We start from the raw sequence: 17976 nt of genomic DNA on the forward strand, positions 1-17976 counted from the left end.
CTAGCAATGTAACAAATATTGGTAAACTGGTACATTGATACATTGTTAAATTATTAAGATTATGAATTTCAATACAAAAGTAATACACGGTGGCCAACACCACGAATCGGCAACAGGATCTGTAAATGTTCCTGTATTTTTAACATCAACATTCGCCCAGAAAAGTCCGGGTGTACATTCCGGATACGAATATTCAAGAGCGGCAAATCCTACAAGACAGGCTTTGGAAGATTCTCTGGCAAGCATTGAAAACGGCGCGAGAGGTTTGGCCTTCGGGTCTGGCTTAGCGGCTATTGATTGTGTTTTAAAATTATTAAACCCAGGAGATGAGGTTATTGCAGTGGATGATTTGTACGGCGGAACCTACAGAATGTTTACCAGGCTTTTCGAAAAATATCAGCTCAAATTTACCTTTGTGAGTTTTGATGATGCTTCAAAAATTGCCGATGTCATTACCGATAAAACAAAATTAATCTGGGTTGAAACACCAACCAATCCTTTAATGAAGCTGGTTGATATCAAAGCGGTAGTTGAAGTGGCAAAGGGTAAAGATATCCTGGTTGCGGTTGACAATACCTTTGCGACTCCTTATCTCCAGAGACCGATTGACCTGGGCGCTGATATCGTAATGCACTCTGCAACCAAATATCTGGGTGGGCACTCCGATGTTATCGCAGGAGCTTTAGTAGCGAAAGATGCTGAATTAGGTGAAAAACTTCACTTTATCCAGTTTGCGAGCGGTGGTATTTTGGGGCCTCATGATTCATACCTTGTACTAAGAGGAATCAAAACATTGGCATTAAGAGTTCAGAGACATTCAGAAAACGGAATGGCTGTTGCCCAATATCTTGAATCTCATCCTGCTGTGGATAAGGTGATTTATCCCGGTTTGGAATCTCATCCTCAATACGAATTGGCCAAATCCCAAATGAAAGATTTTGGCGGAATGGTTTCTTTTACTTTTAAATCAGGAAAAAAAGAAGATGCGATTAAATTTTTAGAAAAAGTAAAAGTATTCACATTGGCTGAATCATTGGGTGGAGTAGAGTCTCTGGCTAATCATCCTGCTTTAATGACCCACGCTTCCATCCCGGCGGTAAAACGTGCAGAATTGGGAATTACCGATGATCTGGTACGTTTAAGTGTTGGAATCGAAGATGCGGAAGACCTTATCGCAGATCTTGAAAGAGCTTTTTCGTAACATCACTTTTTAAAAGCATTTTGATTTGTATCGAAAAGCAGTATTGATTTTATTTGAAGCTTTTTGACTCCGTCGAATTGTATTTGCAAATTTTTTAAGGAGCAATTTCCCGCTTTCGCTACTCGCTTTTTCTGTTTTTGGCTCGGCGGCTTTGCCGCCGAGCCAAAAACAGAAAAGAGCTCAGACATGCCGCTCAACCGGGGCTAGGGTGGAGGTCTTTGTTTAAACATTTGAAAACCGTACAAAGTTTTTAGATATTGATTTAATAAAAAATAAGCTTTATGGTCTTTGTTAAGTAAAAAGGCTTTGAAACCTTAAAAACATTTAGTAGTCAATAATTTTAGCGGCTTTGCATTTAAAATAAATTATTAATAAAATATTATGAGAAAGATTCAGATTGTATTGTTACTGATTGTAAGTCAGATCATGTTTTCTCAGGTAAAGAATACCGATGAGCTCTATAAAACGGCAAAAAAATTAGACAGTCTGATATTCGATATCGGATTTAATGCATGCGATCTTTCTCATTATGATTCAATCGTCAGCGACGATCTTGAATTTTACCACGATAAAGGCGGGATTACCTCCGGAAAAGCAGCATTCATTGCATCCATTAAAAGCAATATCTGCGGCGGGCCCAACAAAGTAAGGCGTGAACTGGTTCCCGGCAGCATGAAAATCTATCCTTTGTACAATAATAATGTTCTGTATGCTTTCATTCAGGAAGGAGAACATGATTTTGCTGAATTTTATAAAGGAAAATGGAATAAAGGAAGCCGCGCAAAATTTACTATTCTCTGGATCCTGGAAGATAAAAACTGGAAAATGAAAAGGGTTTTAAGTTACGATCACCATCTATAAATTACTTTGTCAAACATATATTTTCATAGCTTTATCTTTGACAATATTTTCAAATTCAATAAAAATGACAAGAAAAGCAACGGCCGCAGATTTGCAGCAATTGGCTGAACTGTTTGATCAATATAGAATATTTTACCATAAAGAATCTGATATTCAGGCAGCAGAAAAATTTTTAGCAGAAAGGATCGGAAATAAAGATTCTGAAATTTTTGTCGCTGAATATAACGGCAGGCTGGTAGGTTTCGTACAGCTTTATCCGCTGTTTTCTTCTACAAGAATGAAGCGTTACTGGCTGCTGAATGATTTGTATGTCAATGAAAATTATCGTGGAAAAGGGTATTCAAAGGCTCTTATCGAAGAAGCTAAGAAAATGGCGAAATCTTCTGATGCATGCGGAATTCTTCTTGAAACCGGGAAATCCAACGATATCGGAAATCAATTATACCCCGCCTGCGGATTTGAAATCTATGATGAAGTGAATTTTTACGAATGGACAAATGAATAAATTAATGCACCAATGAAATAAATGTAACAGTCTGGCAATAATTAAGCTCTATATTATTAAACTGATACATTGTTACACTGTTAAACTGCTACATTATTAAATCATAAACAATGACTGATTTTCAAAAATATATACAAAGATATTTAGACTTAATCCCATCCGAAAACTGGTTGGAAGAATTAAAAAAAACCGGAGAACAAACGATTGAACTCTATGCTCAGCTTTCGGAAGAACAGTCTTCGTTTGCTTATGCAGAAGGAAAATGGACCCTGAAGGAGCTATTGTTGCATTTATCAGATACCGAAAGAGTATTTCAATACAGAATTCTGGCGTTCTTAAGAAGTGATCAAAATGAGTTGCCCGGCTTCGATGAAGAACTATATGCGAACCAGTCTTTTGCCAATGAAAGAACCGTAAGCTCACTGTTGGAAGAATATCAGCTGATCAGAAAATCTTCTCAGGTTTTATTGGAAACCGCTCATTTATCGGCATTAAAAAATGTTGGCACAGCAAATGGAAACCAGATTTCCGCAGAAACAATCGGGAAATTGATTGTGGGACACAATGTGCATCACCTGAATATTATTAAAGAAAGATATTTGGTAGAATTGTGAAGTTTTTTAATTTTATTGTCATTGCGAGAAGCGAAGCGACGAAGCAATCTAATAATTTAAAATTTAACACAAATGAAGCCAGGCTTTGTATACATCATGACAAATAAAAATAATACGGTTTTATATACTGGTGTAACATCTAATTTACCTAAAAGAGTTAATGAACACAAAAAACATTTTTTTGAATTAAGTTTTACTTCAAAATATAATATAGATAAACTTATTTATTGGGAATCTTTTCAGGAAATAGGTGATGCAATTTATAGAGAAAAACAGATTAAAGCAGGTTCAAGACAGAAAAAAATAGATCTGATAAATTCAATCAATTCAGAATGGAGAGATTTGACTGAAGATATTAAGGATATCATGAATCCTTTTTGAGATTGCTTCGTCGCTTCGCTCCTCGCAATAACAAATAATTATGGAAAACATTATACAAATACTAAAATCAGGCGGTACTATTTTATATCCTACCGATACTATTTGGGGAATCGGTTGTGATGCCACCAATATAGAAGCGGTCAATAAAATTTTTGAAATCAAAAAACGGGAAAAGAATAAATCCATGATTATTCTCGTAGAGTCTGAGAAAAGGTTGCAGGATTTGGTGGACGTTCCTGAAATGGCTTGGGAAATCATTGATTTGAGCGAAAAACCCGTTACCATCGTCTATGAAAATCCGAGAGGTCTGCCAAAAGAACTGTTGGCGGAAGACGGAAGCATCGGGATTCGTCTGGTAAAAAATGATTTTTGTAAGAAACTCATTACCAAACTTAATAAACCATTGGTTTCCACCTCTGCAAATTTCAGTGGTGAAAAAAGTCCTTTGAAGTTTTCGGACATTTCACGGGAGATTATTGATCTGGTAGATTATGCAGTGGAAGAAGACAGGGAAAAAGTGTCTCAGTATTCAGGCTCTTCGGTTATCAAAATCTGGAGTGATAACAGAATAAAAGTACTTCGCGAATAAGAAAAAAGATTTAATTATCTTTGCAAAATCATTCAGCCATTAAGAAGTCGGAAACTTAGTTTTTACACTAAAATCTGATTTCTTAGTGGTTTTAAGTTAAATAATAGTTGAGCTTTAATCTATTGTTTATCAGTATCATCTAACATCTAAAAAAATGTTCATCAATCTTAATCAAAATAGAAACCTTAAACTTTTTAAAATAATTTCTGAAGTCGCGGAAAAAAATGGCCAGTCGGTGTACATCGTTGGCGGTTATGTTCGTGATTTGCTGATGAAAAGAAAAGCTTCTACGGATATTGATTTTGTAACTGAACAGAGCGGCATCGAGTTGGCCCAAAATGTGGGAAAAGAAATTGATCCAAAGATGAAAGTTTCCGTCTTTAAAACGTATGGTACGGCAATGATAAGGTACAAAGAGCTTGAGCTTGAATTTGTAGGTGCCAGAAAAGAAAGTTATACGGAAGACAGCCGGAAGCCGGAAGTGGAAGGCGGTACCATAGAAGACGATCAGAAGAGACGGGATTTTACGATCAATGCAATGGCAATTTCTCTGAATAAAGATAATTTCGGTGAATTAATTGATCCGTTTAACGGAGTGGAAGATCTCGAAAAAGGAATTCTCAGAACACCGTTGGAACCTGCCCAAACCTATTCTGATGATCCGTTGCGAATGATGAGAGCCATTCGTTTTGCTTCCACATTACAGTTTCGGATTGAAGAAAAATCGCTGGAAGCCATTAAACAGGAAGCGGAAAGAATAAAAATCGTTTCAATGGAAAGAATTATGGTGGAATTTAACAAAATCATGCTTTCCCCAAAACCTTCTGTCGGACTCAGGCTGATGGAAGAAACCGGTTTGATGAAATTGATTATTCCTGAACTCATTAATCTGAAAGGAATAGAAGAAGTGGAAGGGCAGACCCATAAAGACAATTTTTACCACACCTTGGAAGTCGTAGATAATATTTCACAAAATACCGACAATCTTTGGCTGCGTTGGGCGGCATTGCTTCACGATATCGGAAAAGCACCGACGAAAAAGTTTGTGGAAGGAACGGGCTGGACATTCCACGGACACGAGTTTTTAGGTTCAAAGATGGTGAAAACTTTGTTTCAGCGACTGAAATTACCTTTAGGATCGGATATGAAATATGTTCAGAAAATGGTAAAGCTTTCTTCACGTCCGATTGCTCTTATTACTGATGATGCTTCAGATTCTGCACTGAGGAGGCTTTTATTTGATTCCGGGGAAGATCTGGAAGATCTTTTTACACTTTGTAAAGCAGATATCACTACGAAAAATTCTAAAAAGCAGGAAAAATTTAAAAAGAATTTTGAATATGTAGCGGTAAAAATCAAAGAAGTGGAAGAGAAAGATCAGGTAAGAAATTTTCAGCCGCCGATTTCCGGAGAGGAGATTATGGCACTGTTTAACCTGAAGCCGGGCCGTGAAATCGGAATTTTAAAAGAAAAAGTAAAAGAGGCCATCCTGGAGGGAGAAATTGAAAATGACAGCGAAAAGGCAAAACAATTCGTTATTGCAGAAGGAGAAAAACTGGGGCTAACACTTGTTTAAAATGTTTTTTGGACCATTTGATTATATCATACTGATAATCATTGTAATTTTCAACATTATAGTTTGGAAATATGAAATCATAAAGAAACGCAATTGGGTATTTTACCTGATTGCGTTTTTGCTTTTCAGCTTTATTATTCCTGTTTTTTCTATTTATTTCGAAGTTCAGAGAGCGATAAAAGGCCAGCCGTTTGTAGATAATTTTACATTGTTATATACGTATTTCAGATTTCCCATTTGGTGGATGATAGGTGTGCTTGAGGTAATTTGGTTAAAATATTATCTTAAAATAAAAATCCGGGCGGTTTCGAAGAAACCGCCCGGAAAAAAACACAAATGATGAAAAAATAAATTGTATTTATTGGTAAATACAAATGTTCTTAGTTCCAGTATGCGCCGTTGGTACCTTTACCCGCTGTAAAAGTTTTCAGAAGAGAACCGTTCGTAGAATACACGCTGACTTTACTGTCCTCAGTAAATCCATTGGCATCAGAAACAAAAATTCTGTCGTTTACAACGCTGAATCCATATAGATTAGAGTACGGATCAACACTGTTGTTTACTGTAAACAGTGGAGTAGTAGGCGCCGTAGAAGCAGTTAAATCCATCGCGTATACTTTTAGCCCTGAAGTAAAGTAAAATTTGCCCTTTTCAATTTCAAGATTCGTAGCATCGCTAATTCCTGTTAAAGTAAATGTTTTGGTAATGCTCCCCGTATTTGAAATCTGGTAGATATAAGAATCTGCAGTTCCTGAGGCGATAGCATATACCGTTCCGTTGCTGGCAATCATTTTATTGATGTTTCCGTTCGGTATCGTGATCGTAGACTGTATTTCGTTATTAGATGTCGTAATATAGGTAATCTTATTTCCGAAACCGAAAGAAGCATTCTGCACGAAAATATTATTTCCGGCTTCAACGATTCTTTCAACACTGTCGGTGAAGTTTATTTTCTTAACAAAAGATAAATCGGATGTTTTATAAATGCTTACATATTTGTCACCTCCGTATTTGTCATTGGTTACATAAATATTATTGTTGGCAAAAGCCATGAATCGTGGAGAGTTCAGCTGAGCGGTAATTTCGCCTATTCTCTTAAAGTTCGATCTGTTGACGATCTGAATTTTGTTTGAATTATTCAGCAACAGGTATGCATGGTCTCCATTAAAGCTGATCATCTGCAAAACATCACCAAGGTTAGAGCCTCCGTTATTGGCAGAGAAAATATTATCCTGTTTCATGTTCAGGTCAGAAGTAATATACGTTACATCTGCATTTGGTTTTCCGAAATTTCCCTCGTTGCTTAGTAAAAATCCGTTTCCGTAGTACGTTTCATCGCTTATAGTATCATCACTGCTACACGAAATATTGAACAGTAATGCAAAAGCAAAAACAAGGGTCAGAAGTTTAGTTATTTTCATAATATGTTAAATGTTAAAAATTAATATTGATATAAACACTGTAATTTCTTTTGGGCAAAGGATAATAAGAAACGGTCTGATAAACAACGTCTGTAATATTATTTACCTTAAATCCTAAAGTGTAATGGTTTAAAAATTTTGTGGAAATTCCGATGTTCAAAACGAAATAAGGATCAATGGCGTCCGCTCTTTTTTCGTCGGTAGTGGTATAAGTAAGCCCATTGAAAAGCCCCTGCACATAAACACTCAGGAAGCGGTAGCGGTAATCGATGTTTCCGGTAGCCTTATGAAGCGGAACATACATCATCTGCATTCCTGTAAGCTTATTGGTAGATCTGGAATACGTGTATCCGCCGTTAAACGTAAAATGATGATTTCCAAAATCTTTCTGATAAGTGATCCGCGAGTCAAGCCCGTAAATTTCTACGCTGTAGGTATTGAATGCAGCCCAGTAACCTGCAGCTGTCGGAAGCCAGTTGATATAGTTTTTAATATCCATATAATACGGACTCACCGTCAGTTTCAAATCTCCGAATGTCAATTCATGATCCATATCCAGGTTTGTAGATGTTTCCGGAACCAAATCAGGATTTCCTCCCTGTTGCCAGTACAGATCATTGAAAGTAGGAAACTTAAAATTTCTTGAGAAGCTTGCGCCTGCCTGATACCATTTTACAGGCTGCCATTTTCCTGAAAAAGAATAGAGGACAGGAGAAGATATATTTTCTACAAAATCTTTTTTAATACCTGCTTCAAAACGAAGATCAGAAGTAACGAAATATCGGATAAGACCTGCTGCAGAACCAACATTTCTGCTGATATCTCCAATGCCCGATTGATAACCCGACCCTTTATTTACCTGAAATTCCCCAATGGCATTGACATTGATTTTCGGAGTGATGAAATAATTAAAATCATTTCTGAAAATATAATTTTTACCTTCCGCACCACCTTCCTTCGGTTTGTCAATATCTCCGAAATACTGGAAATTATCCTCCGTGTAAGCCACTTTCAGGCTGTTGGAAAAATTATTTCTTGTAACATCCCAGGAAAGAAGACTGCGCAATGTCTGGGCTTTATATTTTGTTTTGTTACCGTTCTCTGTGAAAATAGGATAATGTTGGGATCCGTCAAATAGCTGGTTTTGCCACGAAATCGTTTGATGCGGTGCAATTTTATACGAAGCTCCGATGTTGATCGACGAATTGTAAAACCTGCCGTTTCTGTTGATGTACTCCTTCTCCGGAACTTCATAATCGTTCTGGCTGATGACATAATTTCCCGAAACCTTCATACTGAACTTTTCATTGCTGAAGGAAGACCTCAGGAAATTATTAAAGGTCCCGAAGGATGCTGCTTCCGAATAAAGAAAAGCATGGGCACCCTTGTTAAACTCCAGGTTATTATTAAGATGAATACTCCCTCCGATGGCAGAACTTCCATATTGTACACTTCCGCCGCCGGCTTTTACTTCAAGCTCATCATACCCGAAAAGCGGCATATTATTCACATCACCTTGTCCGAGAAAGGCTGAGTTGATGTTGATGCCGTTCCACACAAAAGCTGTGTGCCCTGCACTGGTTCCCCTGAAGGATGGCGATGAAACTGCACCCCGTCCGTTTTCTTTAATATAAAGCTGAGACTGGAACCGCAAAAGTTCGGAAAGATTGGTGGTGTTTTTTTCGAAATCTTTCGGACGGATCGTATTGACACTATGAAAAAGCTTTACTTTATTCATTTGGTTATCAAAGATATATACCGTATCAATGGCTTTCTCCTGTGCAGAAAGAAAGCAGCCGTAAGCCGAAAAAATCAGTACTAAAGATTTTTTTATATCCATTCTATTTTACTTTTCCTCCGAAAGCAATGTATTTAGTTACAATTCTGGCAGGTCTCCTGACTTTCGCGTTTCTACACCTTCCCGTTTGCACAGTGGTTTGTCGTAGAAACTTTTCTTGCGATCTACAGTTGCGGGGACAGTCCGGGATTTACACCCGATTCCCTTTTCATTCCAAATGATTGGAAACCAAAATTTTTTGCAAAGATAAACTTATTCGTCAAAAAAGCAAAAACAGAGAAATAATTAAAGTATGATGACGATTTTGTAAAGGTTGTTTTATTTTTCAGGAGCCGGGAACCTGCTTTCCACTGCAATTCCTCATTACGCGGCTCCACCCGGCCTGGCTTGGGCCTACGACAGGCTCGCCGCTCCACTCCGGGATTTTCGTTGCAATCAGGGCTAGGATTTCTGTGACGGCTGAGGTTTTTCGGAGCCACCACAGAAATCTCAGTTTTCTAAATGGTAAGAATTCTCCTCACTTGGTGGGGTGGATTAATTTTCAGAGAAATTAGATGATTTAAAAAGGCTAATCCAAAGTCAATTGTGAACTGTCAATTTGCTACGTTTGTCAATTTGTCAATTTTCTTAAATTCACCATTTACTTGCAAAGCAGAATTCATCATTCACCAAAAATCGCTACAAAAACGTCCCGTCAAAATAAAACGGCAGCAGATCCTTAATCGAATGTACCTTCACCACCTCCTCATTCATGCTTGAGAAATAAAGATCAATGTTTTCATTTTGCTTGGTCTCAAATTCAATCAAACTTTGCCTGCAGGCTCCGCAGGGTGGAATAGGAGGATTTTTCTCAGGAAATTCCCTATGGCCTCCCACAATGAAAATCTTTTTAATTTTCACAGCCGGAAAATTGGCAGCTACCCAGAATAAGGTTGTTCTTTCGGCACAAAGTCCCGATGGAAATGCCGCGTTCTCCTGGTTGTTCCCGGAATACATTTCGCCATTTTCAAGCAGCACAGAACATCCTACCAGAAAGTTGGAGTAAGGAGCGTATGCATTCTCGCGCGCGTCCTTTGCCTTTTGAAATAATTCTTTTTCTATATCGTTCAGCTCGCTGCTATTCTTAAAATATTCGTAACTGATCTGAGTTTCTTTTTTCATATATTGTGGATTAAAAAAAGGGGGATAAAATTACTTCTTTTTCACGAGGTAGGCAATAAAGGCCTGCTCTTTGCAATTCTCAATTTTTAAAAATAAAAATGAACATGTTATATACTCCAGTTACTTTCAGAAATGTTGAATTAAAAAACCGTTGGGTAATGTCGCCAATGTGTATGTATTCCAGTGAAGATGGACTTCCCAATGACTTCCATTTTGTTCACTATGGAAGCCGCGCTCAGGGTGGAGCTGGGCTTCTTATCGTAGAAGCAACCGGTGTGGAGCCCCGCGGAAGAATTACCAATCACTGTATGGGAATATGGAACGATGAGCAGGCAAAGCAGCTTCAGAGAATTGTAGAGTTTGTTCATAAAAATTCAGAAAGCAAAATAGGAATTCAGCTTTCGCATTCCGGAAGAAAAGGATCTACATGGAATACCAAACAAATTTCCGTTGAAGAAGGATGGGAAACCATCGCGCCAAGTCCGATTCCGTATCATCCGACAGAAAGAATTCCGCATGTTTTAACCCAGGAAGAAATTAAGGAACAGGTTCGGAATTTTAGAGAAGCTGCCAGAAGAGCAGTAGAGGCAGGTTTTGATGTCATTGAAATTCATGCGGCTCATGGCTATCTTATTCATCAGTTTTTATCGCCGCTTTCAAACATCAGGACTGATGAATACGGTGGAAGCTTTGAAAACAGAATCCGTTTTTTAGTTGAAATTGTAGATGCTGTAAACGAAGAATTGAATGACAATGTTGCTTTGTTTGTAAGAATTTCAGGAACAGAATATGCAGAAAACGGCTGGGAGATTACCGACAGTGTTGAATTGTCAAAAGTCTTGAAGAATCACTCTGTGGATCTCATTGATGTTTCCAGTGGCGGAAATATTCACGGCGTAAAGATTCCTCTTTTCGATGGCTATCAGGTTCCATTAGCTTCACAGGTAAGAAATGAAGCCGATGTAAAAACAGGAGCTGTAGGACTGATTAAAAAAGTTTCCCATGCGGAAGAGATTCTTCAGAAAGGAGATGCCGATCTCATTTTTATTGCCAGGGAAATGTTGAGAAACCCTTATCTTGCAGTTCAGGGATCATTTGAAATGAATGAAGAATGCTTTTTCCCACATCAATATCTGAGAGCGAAAATATAATCTTAATTTTTATATATTTGATCAACAAAAAATCAGAATATGAAAGCAGAAGATTTTATGCTGCCCTGTCCTATCAAAAAATTCTTTGGGGTAGAATGCTTCGGATGCGGCACTCAGAGAGCGATTGTAATGGTTTTTGAAGGCAGATTTGCTGAAGCTTTTCATATGTTTCCTGCAGTGTATACTGTATTGCTGTTTTTTGTGGCAGTCATCTTAAACTTTGTGGATAGAAAAAGGAATTACAGTAATATCTTAGTTTTTTTAGCAATAACAAACGCTATTATTATGGTAATTTCATACTTTTATAAACATTTATTTCTAAACATAACTTAAACTAAATTATAAACTATGGATCAACAAAAATTACCCAACGCAACCGCAGTATTAATTCTTGGAATTGTATCAATTGTAGGTTGCTGCTGCTATGGCCTTCCGGGGCTTATATCTGGAATTATTGCTCTTGTTCTCGCCAAGAAAGATGGTCAATTGTATAAACAAAATCCAACAATGTACTCAAATTATAGCCAGCTGAATGCCGGTAAAATTATGGCGATTATTGGGATTTCATTAAGTGTATTGTACTTTATTTATGTGATTGTACTGTTATCGACAGTTGGTTGGGAAGCAATGAAAGACCCTCAACTGATGCAGGAGAAAATGAGAGATTTGCTTGGACAATAATCTAAATGATAGTTAATAATAAAAGCCTTCGTCATCTATGATGAAGGCTTTTATTTTAAAGTTAAGATATATTTATTTAACAATAAACTTCATTACCGAACCATCTACTTTCAGAATATAGACTCCTGAAGGAAGATTTTTTATTCTGATAGAATTTCTGTTGTTCCTGAATGGCTGTTCAAAAGACTGCATTATTTTTCCCTGGAGATTATAAATTTCAGCTTTCGTAATGTTCCGTGTTTCACCTTTTACAAAAATTTCATTATTCACAATCGGATTTGGGGAGATCTGCATCTGGTTTTGAGGTAAGATCGTTTCTGCATAAACACTCTGAATGTTTCTTGATGTTCCGGAATAACAGGTCCAGCTTAGGTTGTCTATGGCTACTCTGTTGCTGGTTGAGTTGTTTTCCAGCTCTACAACTACATTTCCTGAAATGTTGATATTATTAATCGTAGTAGTTGTTGAATTAGTGCTGTAAGGTACGGTTCCTACGGCTGTTCCGTTTACTTTTACAGTAAATGTTCCGTTCGATCCTGTAAATTTCAATTGTGTGGTTACCGTTAATGACCCGATGCCGTTACCCGAACTTCCTGATGTTAAAGCACCGTCTCTTATGGTAATGGCTTTTGTAGAAATAGTCTGGTCGGTTCTGGCATCTGTGGCAGTCCATGAAATTCCGCCGTTGCTCCAGGTTCTTGTTAAATAAGAAGCAGAACTTGCTGTTGGAATGGTTTCGAAAGTTTCGTTCGCACAACCGGTCGTTGTGGGAGGAGTTGTAGTTCCGCCGCCTCCTGTAGATCCGGATCCCCAAATTAAATTCACATAATTCGGATTGTCAATAAAAGGATTTCTGTTTCCCTGAAAAGCATAAGAAGCATTATTTCTGTTGATTTCAGCCAGCGATACAGGATCCTGATTGTGCCATGCGAGCAAAACATTCAGTTCCCAGGTCTGTAATCCTGGAAAGGTGGAATTGCCCAGCATATTTCCTGAAGCGAAAGTGGAAAGTTTGCCTTGATAGCGTGTTACAAAATAGAAGATCATTCTCGCGACATCCCCTTTAAATTCATCAATCGGCTCAAAAACGGTTCCCGAATATCCGGAAGAAACCGAGTTTCCAAGTTTGGATCCGTTTTTAGAGGTGAATGTTGCGGTACCAACCTTTCCGAAAGGATAATTGGATCGCATCCCGTTTACTTTTCCATCGGTTGCCCTGATAAAATGTATATCGGAAACCATTGGTGAAGATTCATTAAATAAACTCTGGGGAACAATATGTTCTCTGTTGTAACAATTTCCTTCTACGGAATAGGTCCCGCACTGATTTGTTCCGGGAGTGTATTTATAAGGATCTGTACCTGCCGGCTTTTCTGAATAAATATCCAGAATAGAACCGTCATTTTCGTAATTTTTGTCAATGTCAGTTGTCTTATAGCCGGTCCAAAGTCCATTATAGCCTTTGTCCTGGTGTCCGTTGGTGATAATTGTACTTAAGGCTGTTTTCAGTGAAGCTCCGGACAACCCGTTGGCCGAGTTGTAATATCCTGAAGGAGCCTGCGCATTTGTCAGAAAAGAGACAAACACCAAAATGATTAGTGATTTTTTCATGTCAATATTTTAGGTGGTAAGATTAATATAAAATTACGGATAAGAAATTACGGAATTGTTAATTTTCTAAATAATATTGATATCATGATAAATTATTAATATTAATAATTATTTATTACATGTGTTTTAATTTTTAATTACTTGAGAAAAATCATAAAAATATAAATCAATAATATGAGAGAAAAGAATTACTTTCGTTGTTATTATTTTTATTTAGAATGGTTAAAAATTTATATTTTAAAATGAGTATGCCTGTATTAGGGCTTATAGGCGGAGTTTTCTTTGCCGGTGCACAGTGTAATCCGGTAAGCAGTTTATCTGAAAATTTTGATGCATATTCCTGTTGCAGCATGGGAGTCGTGCCTACATGCTGGGATAGTGTGATTTTGGGCGGGGCAAGCCAGATTATTTCAAGTACACAGCCTGCCTCCGGAACAAGTCAGATTTATCAGACCGGCTATGGCACAGGCAAAATATCCATCGTTATTTTGCCGACAATGACAAATCTTTCAGACGGTACGCATCGGCTTCGTGTGAAGATGAAAGCAAACGGAGCGGGTTATCTGGAATTAGGCTACATAAAAGATGCAATTCCCGAAACTTTTGTAGTTCTTCAGCCTATTACCATCACCAATACTTCCTATGACAGCACATCGGAAAGGATTTTTACGATACCAACTACGATTCCCGCAGGAATGAGGCTGGCCATACGCAATCCCGGAACTTCTTTTGCCGGACATTACTGGGACGATGTAGTCTGGGAACCTATACCGAATCTGGCAACCGGCGAAACGGAAAATCTGCCTAAGATAGGTCTTTATCCGAATCCTGTTCACGATGAACTGCATATTTCTAATGTGAAAAATGTAGAAACACTTATAATAACGGAAACGTCAGGAAGGGTCTTAAAAGTCATTAATAAACCTTCTGATATCATATTATTAACTGATCTTGAAAAAGGAGTGTATTTTATTTTACTGCATTTCAAAAGCGGAGAAGAGACATCATACAAAATAATCAAGGACTAATTGGTCTACCCGATAAGGTTTTATTAAATAAAAAAGCCAATACAAAATGTATTGGCTTTCTATATATCTGATTGTGTTACTCTTATTTTCTTTGTGGAGGGTAATTCTTCATGATTTCACCCACAATTTCAGGAATTTGTTTTTGCTTGGCTTTCGGGCGGTCTACGGAAATTCCGCTTCCGATCCCCTGCCAAACCAGTTTATTTGATCTTGCATCTACCATATCTACAATAATGGCTCCTTCATTATAATTGCTGGTCCATGTTCTGTTCATCCCGATTCCCCATCCGAAAGGTCCGCCCCATCCCCATGCTCCATAAGGAGAACTGGTAGTTATATCCGTAATTTTTTTATGATTGGCTTTCACGTTGATGATCAAATCCGGGCTGTCTCCCGACTGAAGACCTTTCATCTGAAGCTGTTTTGATAATTCGTTCAAAACTCTGTCTTTGTCTATGTCATTCAGTTTCAGATCATCAATTCTTAGCTTATAGGTTCTGTAATTCGTAAAGTTTGCGGTTTCCGCATAATCAGAACGTACATTAAAAGGACTGCAGGATGTTAAACCCAAAGTAGCCGCGGCTAACAAAATAAAAATATATTTCTTCATTTTACTTATTTTTTTTATCGTTTTTAATAAATGTGTCCGTTTTTTTATCGTATCCGTAAGGACAATGTCTACAGCCACTTTTACAGCAATGTCCTCTCTTCAGATGAAATTTTTCTGTAAAAACCTTATACCCCTGCTCATTGTAGTAAAAATCTTCACCTTCTTTGATGTCAAAAAGTGCCATAAGTTAAATCGCTAAGTCAAAAAACTTTATATTTGTTATTATGATAATTGTATGCCAAAAACTTTTGAAATTCCTAAAAATCAGCGGCATCGCTCTTTTTCCTTTTATCTTAATAAGGAATTCCGAAGATAAGAAAAATAAAATATTGATCAACCACGAAAAGATTCATTTAAGACAGCAAATCGAAATGCTGGTCATATTTTTCTATTTATTTTATCTCATTGAATATTATTACTGGCTTTTTAAACTGAAAAATGAATTTCACGCTTACCAGAGAATTTCTTTTGAAAGAGAAGCATATGCCAACGAACATGATCTGAATTACATTAAAAAAAGGAAATTCTGGAGCTTCAGAAAATATCTTTAATAAAATTTTTATCATACATTAAAAATTCCCCTCCTCTGGAGGGGTGGTTTAAATTCACAAAAAATTAAATTTTTATTAAAACGACAACGTTAAATCCATAGAAAAGTTTAAAAAAACAAAAAATACTATTTTTGTACAATACATTCAGGATACAATGATATTACAGCTTCCGGCACAAAAAATTCCGATCCAGGAAATCCCGATTGATAAAAAGGTTAAACTTTTCATCAAAAGAGAAGACCTTATTCATCCTGATATTTCAGGAAACAAATACTGGAAGCTATTTTTTAATATCAATAATTATTTGACCCAAAACCCGGAAAAGCCTTATATCATTACTTTTGGAGGTGCATTTTCCAATCATATTGCGGCAGTTTCTGCAGTAGGAAATCTCACCGGAATTCCTACTTTAGGTATGATCAGGGGAGAAGAACTTAAAGACAAATGGCGTGAAAATCCAACCTTAGTTTTTGCCAGAAAAAACGGAATGAACCTTCAGTTTGTAAGCCGTGAAGAATACAGGCACAAGGAAAAACTTACCGAATTTTTAAAATCCGAATTTCCGGACGCGCTTGTCGTTCCCGAAGGTGGCACCAACGAAGAGGCGGTAAAAGGCATAAAAATGATGCTCAATGACGAAACAAAAGATTTTGATTATCTTTGCACCGCAGTTGGAACGGGAGGAACCATTTCAGGAATCTCAGAATTTTGTGAAGAGAATCAGAAAGTTATGGGATTTCAGGCGGTGATGGATCGTAGTTTGGAAGAAACGATTGCTAAATTAACTTCAAAGCGGAATTTCAGTCTAATAAATTCTTCCTTTGGGGGTTATGGTAAAATAAATGATGAGAATATCCGTTTTATCAATGATTTTAAGAGAGATTACGGAATTCCGCTGGAACCGATCTATACAGGAAAAATGATGCAGAAGGTTTTAGAAATGATTGAAGAAGGATATTTTCCCGAGAATAGTAAAATTTTGTGCTTCCACACCGGTGGATTACAGGGAATTGAAGGCGCAAATTTATTGTTGGAAAAACAGAACAGAAATTTAATTATATAAGTAAAATTGAAAATAGGAAACACTAAGTGTTCCATCTTTCAGTTTAAAACAATAAAAATTATAAGATGAAAAGACTTTTCTTACTCGTAAGCCTTTTAGTTTTATCAAAATTTTCGGCTCAGACCTGGGCAACTGAAGATCAATACATCCAGAAATTTGCCAAATATGCTGTAGAAGAAATGGAAAAGTATAAAATTCCTGCTTCTATTACCCTTGCACAGGGACTTCTGGAGACAGGTGGCGGACAAAGCCGGCTGGCGCTGGAAGGCAAGAACCATTTCGGAATCAAATGCAAAGATGACTGGACCGGAAAAACGATGAAGCACACCGATGACGCTCCCAATGAGTGTTTCCGGGTATATGACGATCCGCGTCAGTCGTATGAAGATCATTCCATATTTTTGTCGACAAGAAAATACTACGCCAATCTTTTCAACCTGGATATGAAGGATTACAGAGCGTGGGCAACTGGACTTAAAAAAGCAGGATACGCAACCAATCCGAGATATGCTTCCATACTAATCGGTAAAATAGAAAAATACAGGTTATACGAATTTGATAATACCAGCTCAAAAGAAGTGCTGTATGCGGTGCTAAAAATGTATCCGAATCTTAAGGATGACAGAACCTTTATGGCACAGCTGGAAACGGAAAAATATACCAAAAAAGCAAAAGACCCCGTAATCGTTGAAGTGCCCTATAAACAGACTTCTTATGCGCAACAGCAGAAAAGGGTGGAAAGAATCAGAACAAAATCGGAAGTTCTTAATTCTATTCTCATTAAAACCCACCCGAACGACGGTCTGAAATACATTGTAATTCCTGAAGATACCAATCTGGAATTTATCGCGAAAAAATTTAAAATAAGCGAAAGCAAACTTATAAAATGGAACGAGCTGGAAGGTGATGTTCTATACAAAAATGATATTGTATTCCTGGAATCTAAAAATTCTGATGGAAATACAGCAACCTATAAAGCCGAAGCAGGGGAAGATATGCATGATATCGCCCAGAAATTCGGGATCAAATTGAATAAACTGTACGCTAAAAACAGGATGGATGCAGGGCAGAAGCCTTCTGCCGGACAATTGATTTATTTAATTGATAAAAAACCAAGAAATTAATTCGTTGATGGTCATTGTTGTTGGTTGATAAACTGACAATAATCAGCCAT

The 17976-nt window shown here is 37.3% G+C and carries 20 protein-coding genes and 1 riboswitch; of the genes, 14 read left to right on the forward strand and 6 right to left on the reverse strand.

Translation table 11 applies throughout. The features are described from left to right. Positions 1-61 precede the first annotated feature (61 nt). The 7 genes from U9K52_RS00135 (at position 62) to U9K52_RS00165 (ending at position 5727) form a co-directional block, all read left to right on the forward strand. A complete protein-coding gene (locus tag U9K52_RS00135) occupies positions 62-1201 on the forward strand; it encodes a cystathionine gamma-synthase (RefSeq protein ID WP_263601320.1) in 1140 nt (379 codons plus the stop codon). 381 nt (positions 1202-1582) lie between these two features. Beyond that, on the forward strand, positions 1583-2062 hold the full coding sequence (locus U9K52_RS00140; protein WP_322924303.1) for a nuclear transport factor 2 family protein: 480 nt from the start codon (positions 1583-1585) through the stop codon (positions 2060-2062). Positions 2063-2126: 64 nt separating this feature from the next. Next, positions 2127-2567 (forward strand): GNAT family N-acetyltransferase, encoded by a 441-nt coding sequence (locus U9K52_RS00145; protein WP_263601319.1) that lies wholly within the window; start codon positions 2127-2129, stop codon positions 2565-2567. A gap of 110 nt (positions 2568-2677) precedes the next feature. Beyond that, a complete protein-coding gene (locus U9K52_RS00150) occupies positions 2678-3181 on the forward strand; it encodes a DinB family protein (protein ID WP_322924307.1) in 504 nt (167 codons plus the stop codon). A gap of 72 nt (positions 3182-3253) precedes the next feature. After that, positions 3254-3562 carry a GIY-YIG nuclease family protein gene (locus U9K52_RS00155; protein ID WP_283422488.1) on the forward strand — a complete coding sequence of 103 codons (309 nt, stop codon included), beginning with the start codon at positions 3254-3256 and terminating at the stop codon, positions 3560-3562. Between the two features lie 40 nt (positions 3563-3602). Further along, positions 3603-4151, forward strand: coding sequence for an L-threonylcarbamoyladenylate synthase (locus U9K52_RS00160; protein ID WP_248391534.1), 549 nt, complete (start codon positions 3603-3605; stop codon positions 4149-4151). Positions 4152-4305: 154 nt separating this feature from the next. Then, positions 4306-5727: a CCA tRNA nucleotidyltransferase gene (locus tag U9K52_RS00165; protein ID WP_322924311.1), complete on the forward strand. Its 1422-nt coding sequence runs from the start codon at positions 4306-4308 to the stop codon at positions 5725-5727. 380 nt (positions 5728-6107) lie between these two features. Here U9K52_RS00165 and U9K52_RS00170 read toward each other — a convergent pair whose 3' ends face one another. From U9K52_RS00170 to U9K52_RS00180, 3 genes are all read right to left on the reverse strand, one after another. Next, entirely contained in the window at positions 6108-7148 is a 1041-nt protein-coding gene (locus U9K52_RS00170; protein WP_322924313.1) for a hypothetical protein, read from the reverse strand. A gap of 13 nt (positions 7149-7161) precedes the next feature. Beyond that, positions 7162-8988 (reverse strand): TonB-dependent receptor plug domain-containing protein, encoded by a 1827-nt coding sequence (locus tag U9K52_RS00175; RefSeq protein WP_322924315.1) that lies wholly within the window; start codon positions 8986-8988, stop codon positions 7162-7164. A gap of 28 nt (positions 8989-9016) precedes the next feature. Then, positions 9017-9194: riboswitch (cobalamin riboswitch) on the reverse strand. Positions 9195-9624: 430 nt separating this feature from the next. Then, the gene (locus U9K52_RS00180) at positions 9625-10107 is read right to left on the reverse strand and encodes a cytidine deaminase (protein ID WP_248391543.1); all 483 of its coding nucleotides are present in this window, start codon (positions 10105-10107) and stop codon (positions 9625-9627) included. Positions 10108-10211: 104 nt separating this feature from the next. On the opposite strand from U9K52_RS00180, the gene namA reads away from it, so the two are divergent. From namA to U9K52_RS00195, 3 genes are read left to right on the forward strand one after another with little or no spacing between them, the layout of a single operon-like run. Next, positions 10212-11258 carry an NADPH dehydrogenase NamA gene (gene namA / locus U9K52_RS00185; RefSeq protein ID WP_323673771.1) on the forward strand — a complete coding sequence of 349 codons (1047 nt, stop codon included), beginning with the start codon at positions 10212-10214 and terminating at the stop codon, positions 11256-11258. A 39-nt stretch (positions 11259-11297) separates the two neighbouring features. Further along, positions 11298-11591: a DUF2752 domain-containing protein gene (locus tag U9K52_RS00190; RefSeq protein WP_248391545.1), complete on the forward strand. Its 294-nt coding sequence runs from the start codon at positions 11298-11300 to the stop codon at positions 11589-11591. A 15-nt stretch (positions 11592-11606) separates the two neighbouring features. Beyond that, complete coding sequence (locus tag U9K52_RS00195) at positions 11607-11939, forward strand: CCC motif membrane protein (RefSeq protein WP_248391547.1); 333 nt, start codon at positions 11607-11609, stop codon at positions 11937-11939. A 72-nt stretch (positions 11940-12011) separates the two neighbouring features. Here U9K52_RS00195 and U9K52_RS00200 read toward each other — a convergent pair whose 3' ends face one another. Continuing rightward, a complete protein-coding gene (locus U9K52_RS00200) occupies positions 12012-13550 on the reverse strand; it encodes an endonuclease (protein ID WP_322924322.1) in 1539 nt (512 codons plus the stop codon). Positions 13551-13798: 248 nt separating this feature from the next. On the opposite strand from U9K52_RS00200, the gene U9K52_RS00205 reads away from it, so the two are divergent. Then, positions 13799-14578, forward strand: coding sequence for a T9SS type A sorting domain-containing protein (locus U9K52_RS00205; protein WP_263601312.1), 780 nt, complete (start codon positions 13799-13801; stop codon positions 14576-14578). An 82-nt stretch (positions 14579-14660) separates the two neighbouring features. On the opposite strand, the gene U9K52_RS00210 is transcribed toward U9K52_RS00205, so the two are convergent. Together U9K52_RS00210 and U9K52_RS00215 are read right to left on the reverse strand one after the other, a co-directional pair. After that, entirely contained in the window at positions 14661-15188 is a 528-nt protein-coding gene (locus U9K52_RS00210; RefSeq protein ID WP_248391553.1) for a DUF4136 domain-containing protein, read from the reverse strand. Position 15189: 1 nt separating this feature from the next. Then, the gene (locus U9K52_RS00215; RefSeq protein WP_029294953.1) at positions 15190-15372 is read right to left on the reverse strand and encodes a DUF5522 domain-containing protein; all 183 of its coding nucleotides are present in this window, start codon (positions 15370-15372) and stop codon (positions 15190-15192) included. Positions 15373-15412: 40 nt separating this feature from the next. On the opposite strand from U9K52_RS00215, the gene U9K52_RS00220 reads away from it, so the two are divergent. From U9K52_RS00220 to U9K52_RS00230, 3 genes are all read left to right on the forward strand, one after another. Then, positions 15413-15739, forward strand: a complete 327-nt coding sequence (locus tag U9K52_RS00220; protein WP_322924335.1) for a hypothetical protein — start codon at positions 15413-15415, stop codon at positions 15737-15739. Positions 15740-15893: 154 nt separating this feature from the next. After that, positions 15894-16802 carry a 1-aminocyclopropane-1-carboxylate deaminase/D-cysteine desulfhydrase gene (locus tag U9K52_RS00225; protein WP_263601310.1) on the forward strand — a complete coding sequence of 303 codons (909 nt, stop codon included), beginning with the start codon at positions 15894-15896 and terminating at the stop codon, positions 16800-16802. A gap of 65 nt (positions 16803-16867) precedes the next feature. Beyond that, complete coding sequence (locus tag U9K52_RS00230) at positions 16868-17926, forward strand: glucosaminidase domain-containing protein (protein ID WP_322924338.1); 1059 nt, start codon at positions 16868-16870, stop codon at positions 17924-17926. Positions 17927-17976: the final 50 nt, after the last annotated feature.

It is taken from the genome of Chryseobacterium sp. MHB01, assembly GCF_034651565.1.
GTDB lineage: Bacteria > Bacteroidota > Bacteroidia > Flavobacteriales > Weeksellaceae > Chryseobacterium > Chryseobacterium nepalense.

What these genes read in the sequence shown, in the direction of transcription:
- U9K52_RS00135 (WP_263601320.1), top strand. Translation starts at nt 62, where the DNA reads ATGAATTTCAATACAAAAGTAATACACGGTGGCCAACACCACGAATCG.
- U9K52_RS00140 (WP_322924303.1), top strand. Translation starts at nt 1,583, where the DNA reads ATGAGAAAGATTCAGATTGTATTGTTACTGATTGTAAGTCAGATCATG.
- U9K52_RS00145 (WP_263601319.1), top strand. Translation starts at nt 2,127, where the DNA reads ATGACAAGAAAAGCAACGGCCGCAGATTTGCAGCAATTGGCTGAACTG.
- U9K52_RS00150 (WP_322924307.1), top strand. Translation starts at nt 2,678, where the DNA reads ATGACTGATTTTCAAAAATATATACAAAGATATTTAGACTTAATCCCA.
- U9K52_RS00155 (WP_283422488.1), top strand. Translation starts at nt 3,254, where the DNA reads ATGAAGCCAGGCTTTGTATACATCATGACAAATAAAAATAATACGGTT.
- U9K52_RS00160 (WP_248391534.1), top strand. Translation starts at nt 3,603, where the DNA reads ATGGAAAACATTATACAAATACTAAAATCAGGCGGTACTATTTTATAT.
- U9K52_RS00165 (WP_322924311.1), top strand. Translation starts at nt 4,306, where the DNA reads ATGTTCATCAATCTTAATCAAAATAGAAACCTTAAACTTTTTAAAATA.
- U9K52_RS00170 (WP_322924313.1), bottom strand. Translation starts at nt 7,148, where the DNA reads ATGAAAATAACTAAACTTCTGACCCTTGTTTTTGCTTTTGCATTACTG.
- U9K52_RS00175 (WP_322924315.1), bottom strand. Translation starts at nt 8,988, where the DNA reads ATGGATATAAAAAAATCTTTAGTACTGATTTTTTCGGCTTACGGCTGC.
- U9K52_RS00180 (WP_248391543.1), bottom strand. Translation starts at nt 10,107, where the DNA reads ATGAAAAAAGAAACTCAGATCAGTTACGAATATTTTAAGAATAGCAGC.
- namA (WP_323673771.1), top strand. Translation starts at nt 10,212, where the DNA reads ATGTTATATACTCCAGTTACTTTCAGAAATGTTGAATTAAAAAACCGT.
- U9K52_RS00190 (WP_248391545.1), top strand. Translation starts at nt 11,298, where the DNA reads ATGAAAGCAGAAGATTTTATGCTGCCCTGTCCTATCAAAAAATTCTTT.
- U9K52_RS00195 (WP_248391547.1), top strand. Translation starts at nt 11,607, where the DNA reads ATGGATCAACAAAAATTACCCAACGCAACCGCAGTATTAATTCTTGGA.
- U9K52_RS00200 (WP_322924322.1), bottom strand. Translation starts at nt 13,550, where the DNA reads ATGAAAAAATCACTAATCATTTTGGTGTTTGTCTCTTTTCTGACAAAT.
- U9K52_RS00205 (WP_263601312.1), top strand. Translation starts at nt 13,799, where the DNA reads ATGCCTGTATTAGGGCTTATAGGCGGAGTTTTCTTTGCCGGTGCACAG.
- U9K52_RS00210 (WP_248391553.1), bottom strand. Translation starts at nt 15,188, where the DNA reads ATGAAGAAATATATTTTTATTTTGTTAGCCGCGGCTACTTTGGGTTTA.
- U9K52_RS00215 (WP_029294953.1), bottom strand. Translation starts at nt 15,372, where the DNA reads ATGGCACTTTTTGACATCAAAGAAGGTGAAGATTTTTACTACAATGAG.
- U9K52_RS00220 (WP_322924335.1), top strand. Translation starts at nt 15,413, where the DNA reads ATGATAATTGTATGCCAAAAACTTTTGAAATTCCTAAAAATCAGCGGC.
- U9K52_RS00225 (WP_263601310.1), top strand. Translation starts at nt 15,894, where the DNA reads ATGATATTACAGCTTCCGGCACAAAAAATTCCGATCCAGGAAATCCCG.
- U9K52_RS00230 (WP_322924338.1), top strand. Translation starts at nt 16,868, where the DNA reads ATGAAAAGACTTTTCTTACTCGTAAGCCTTTTAGTTTTATCAAAATTT.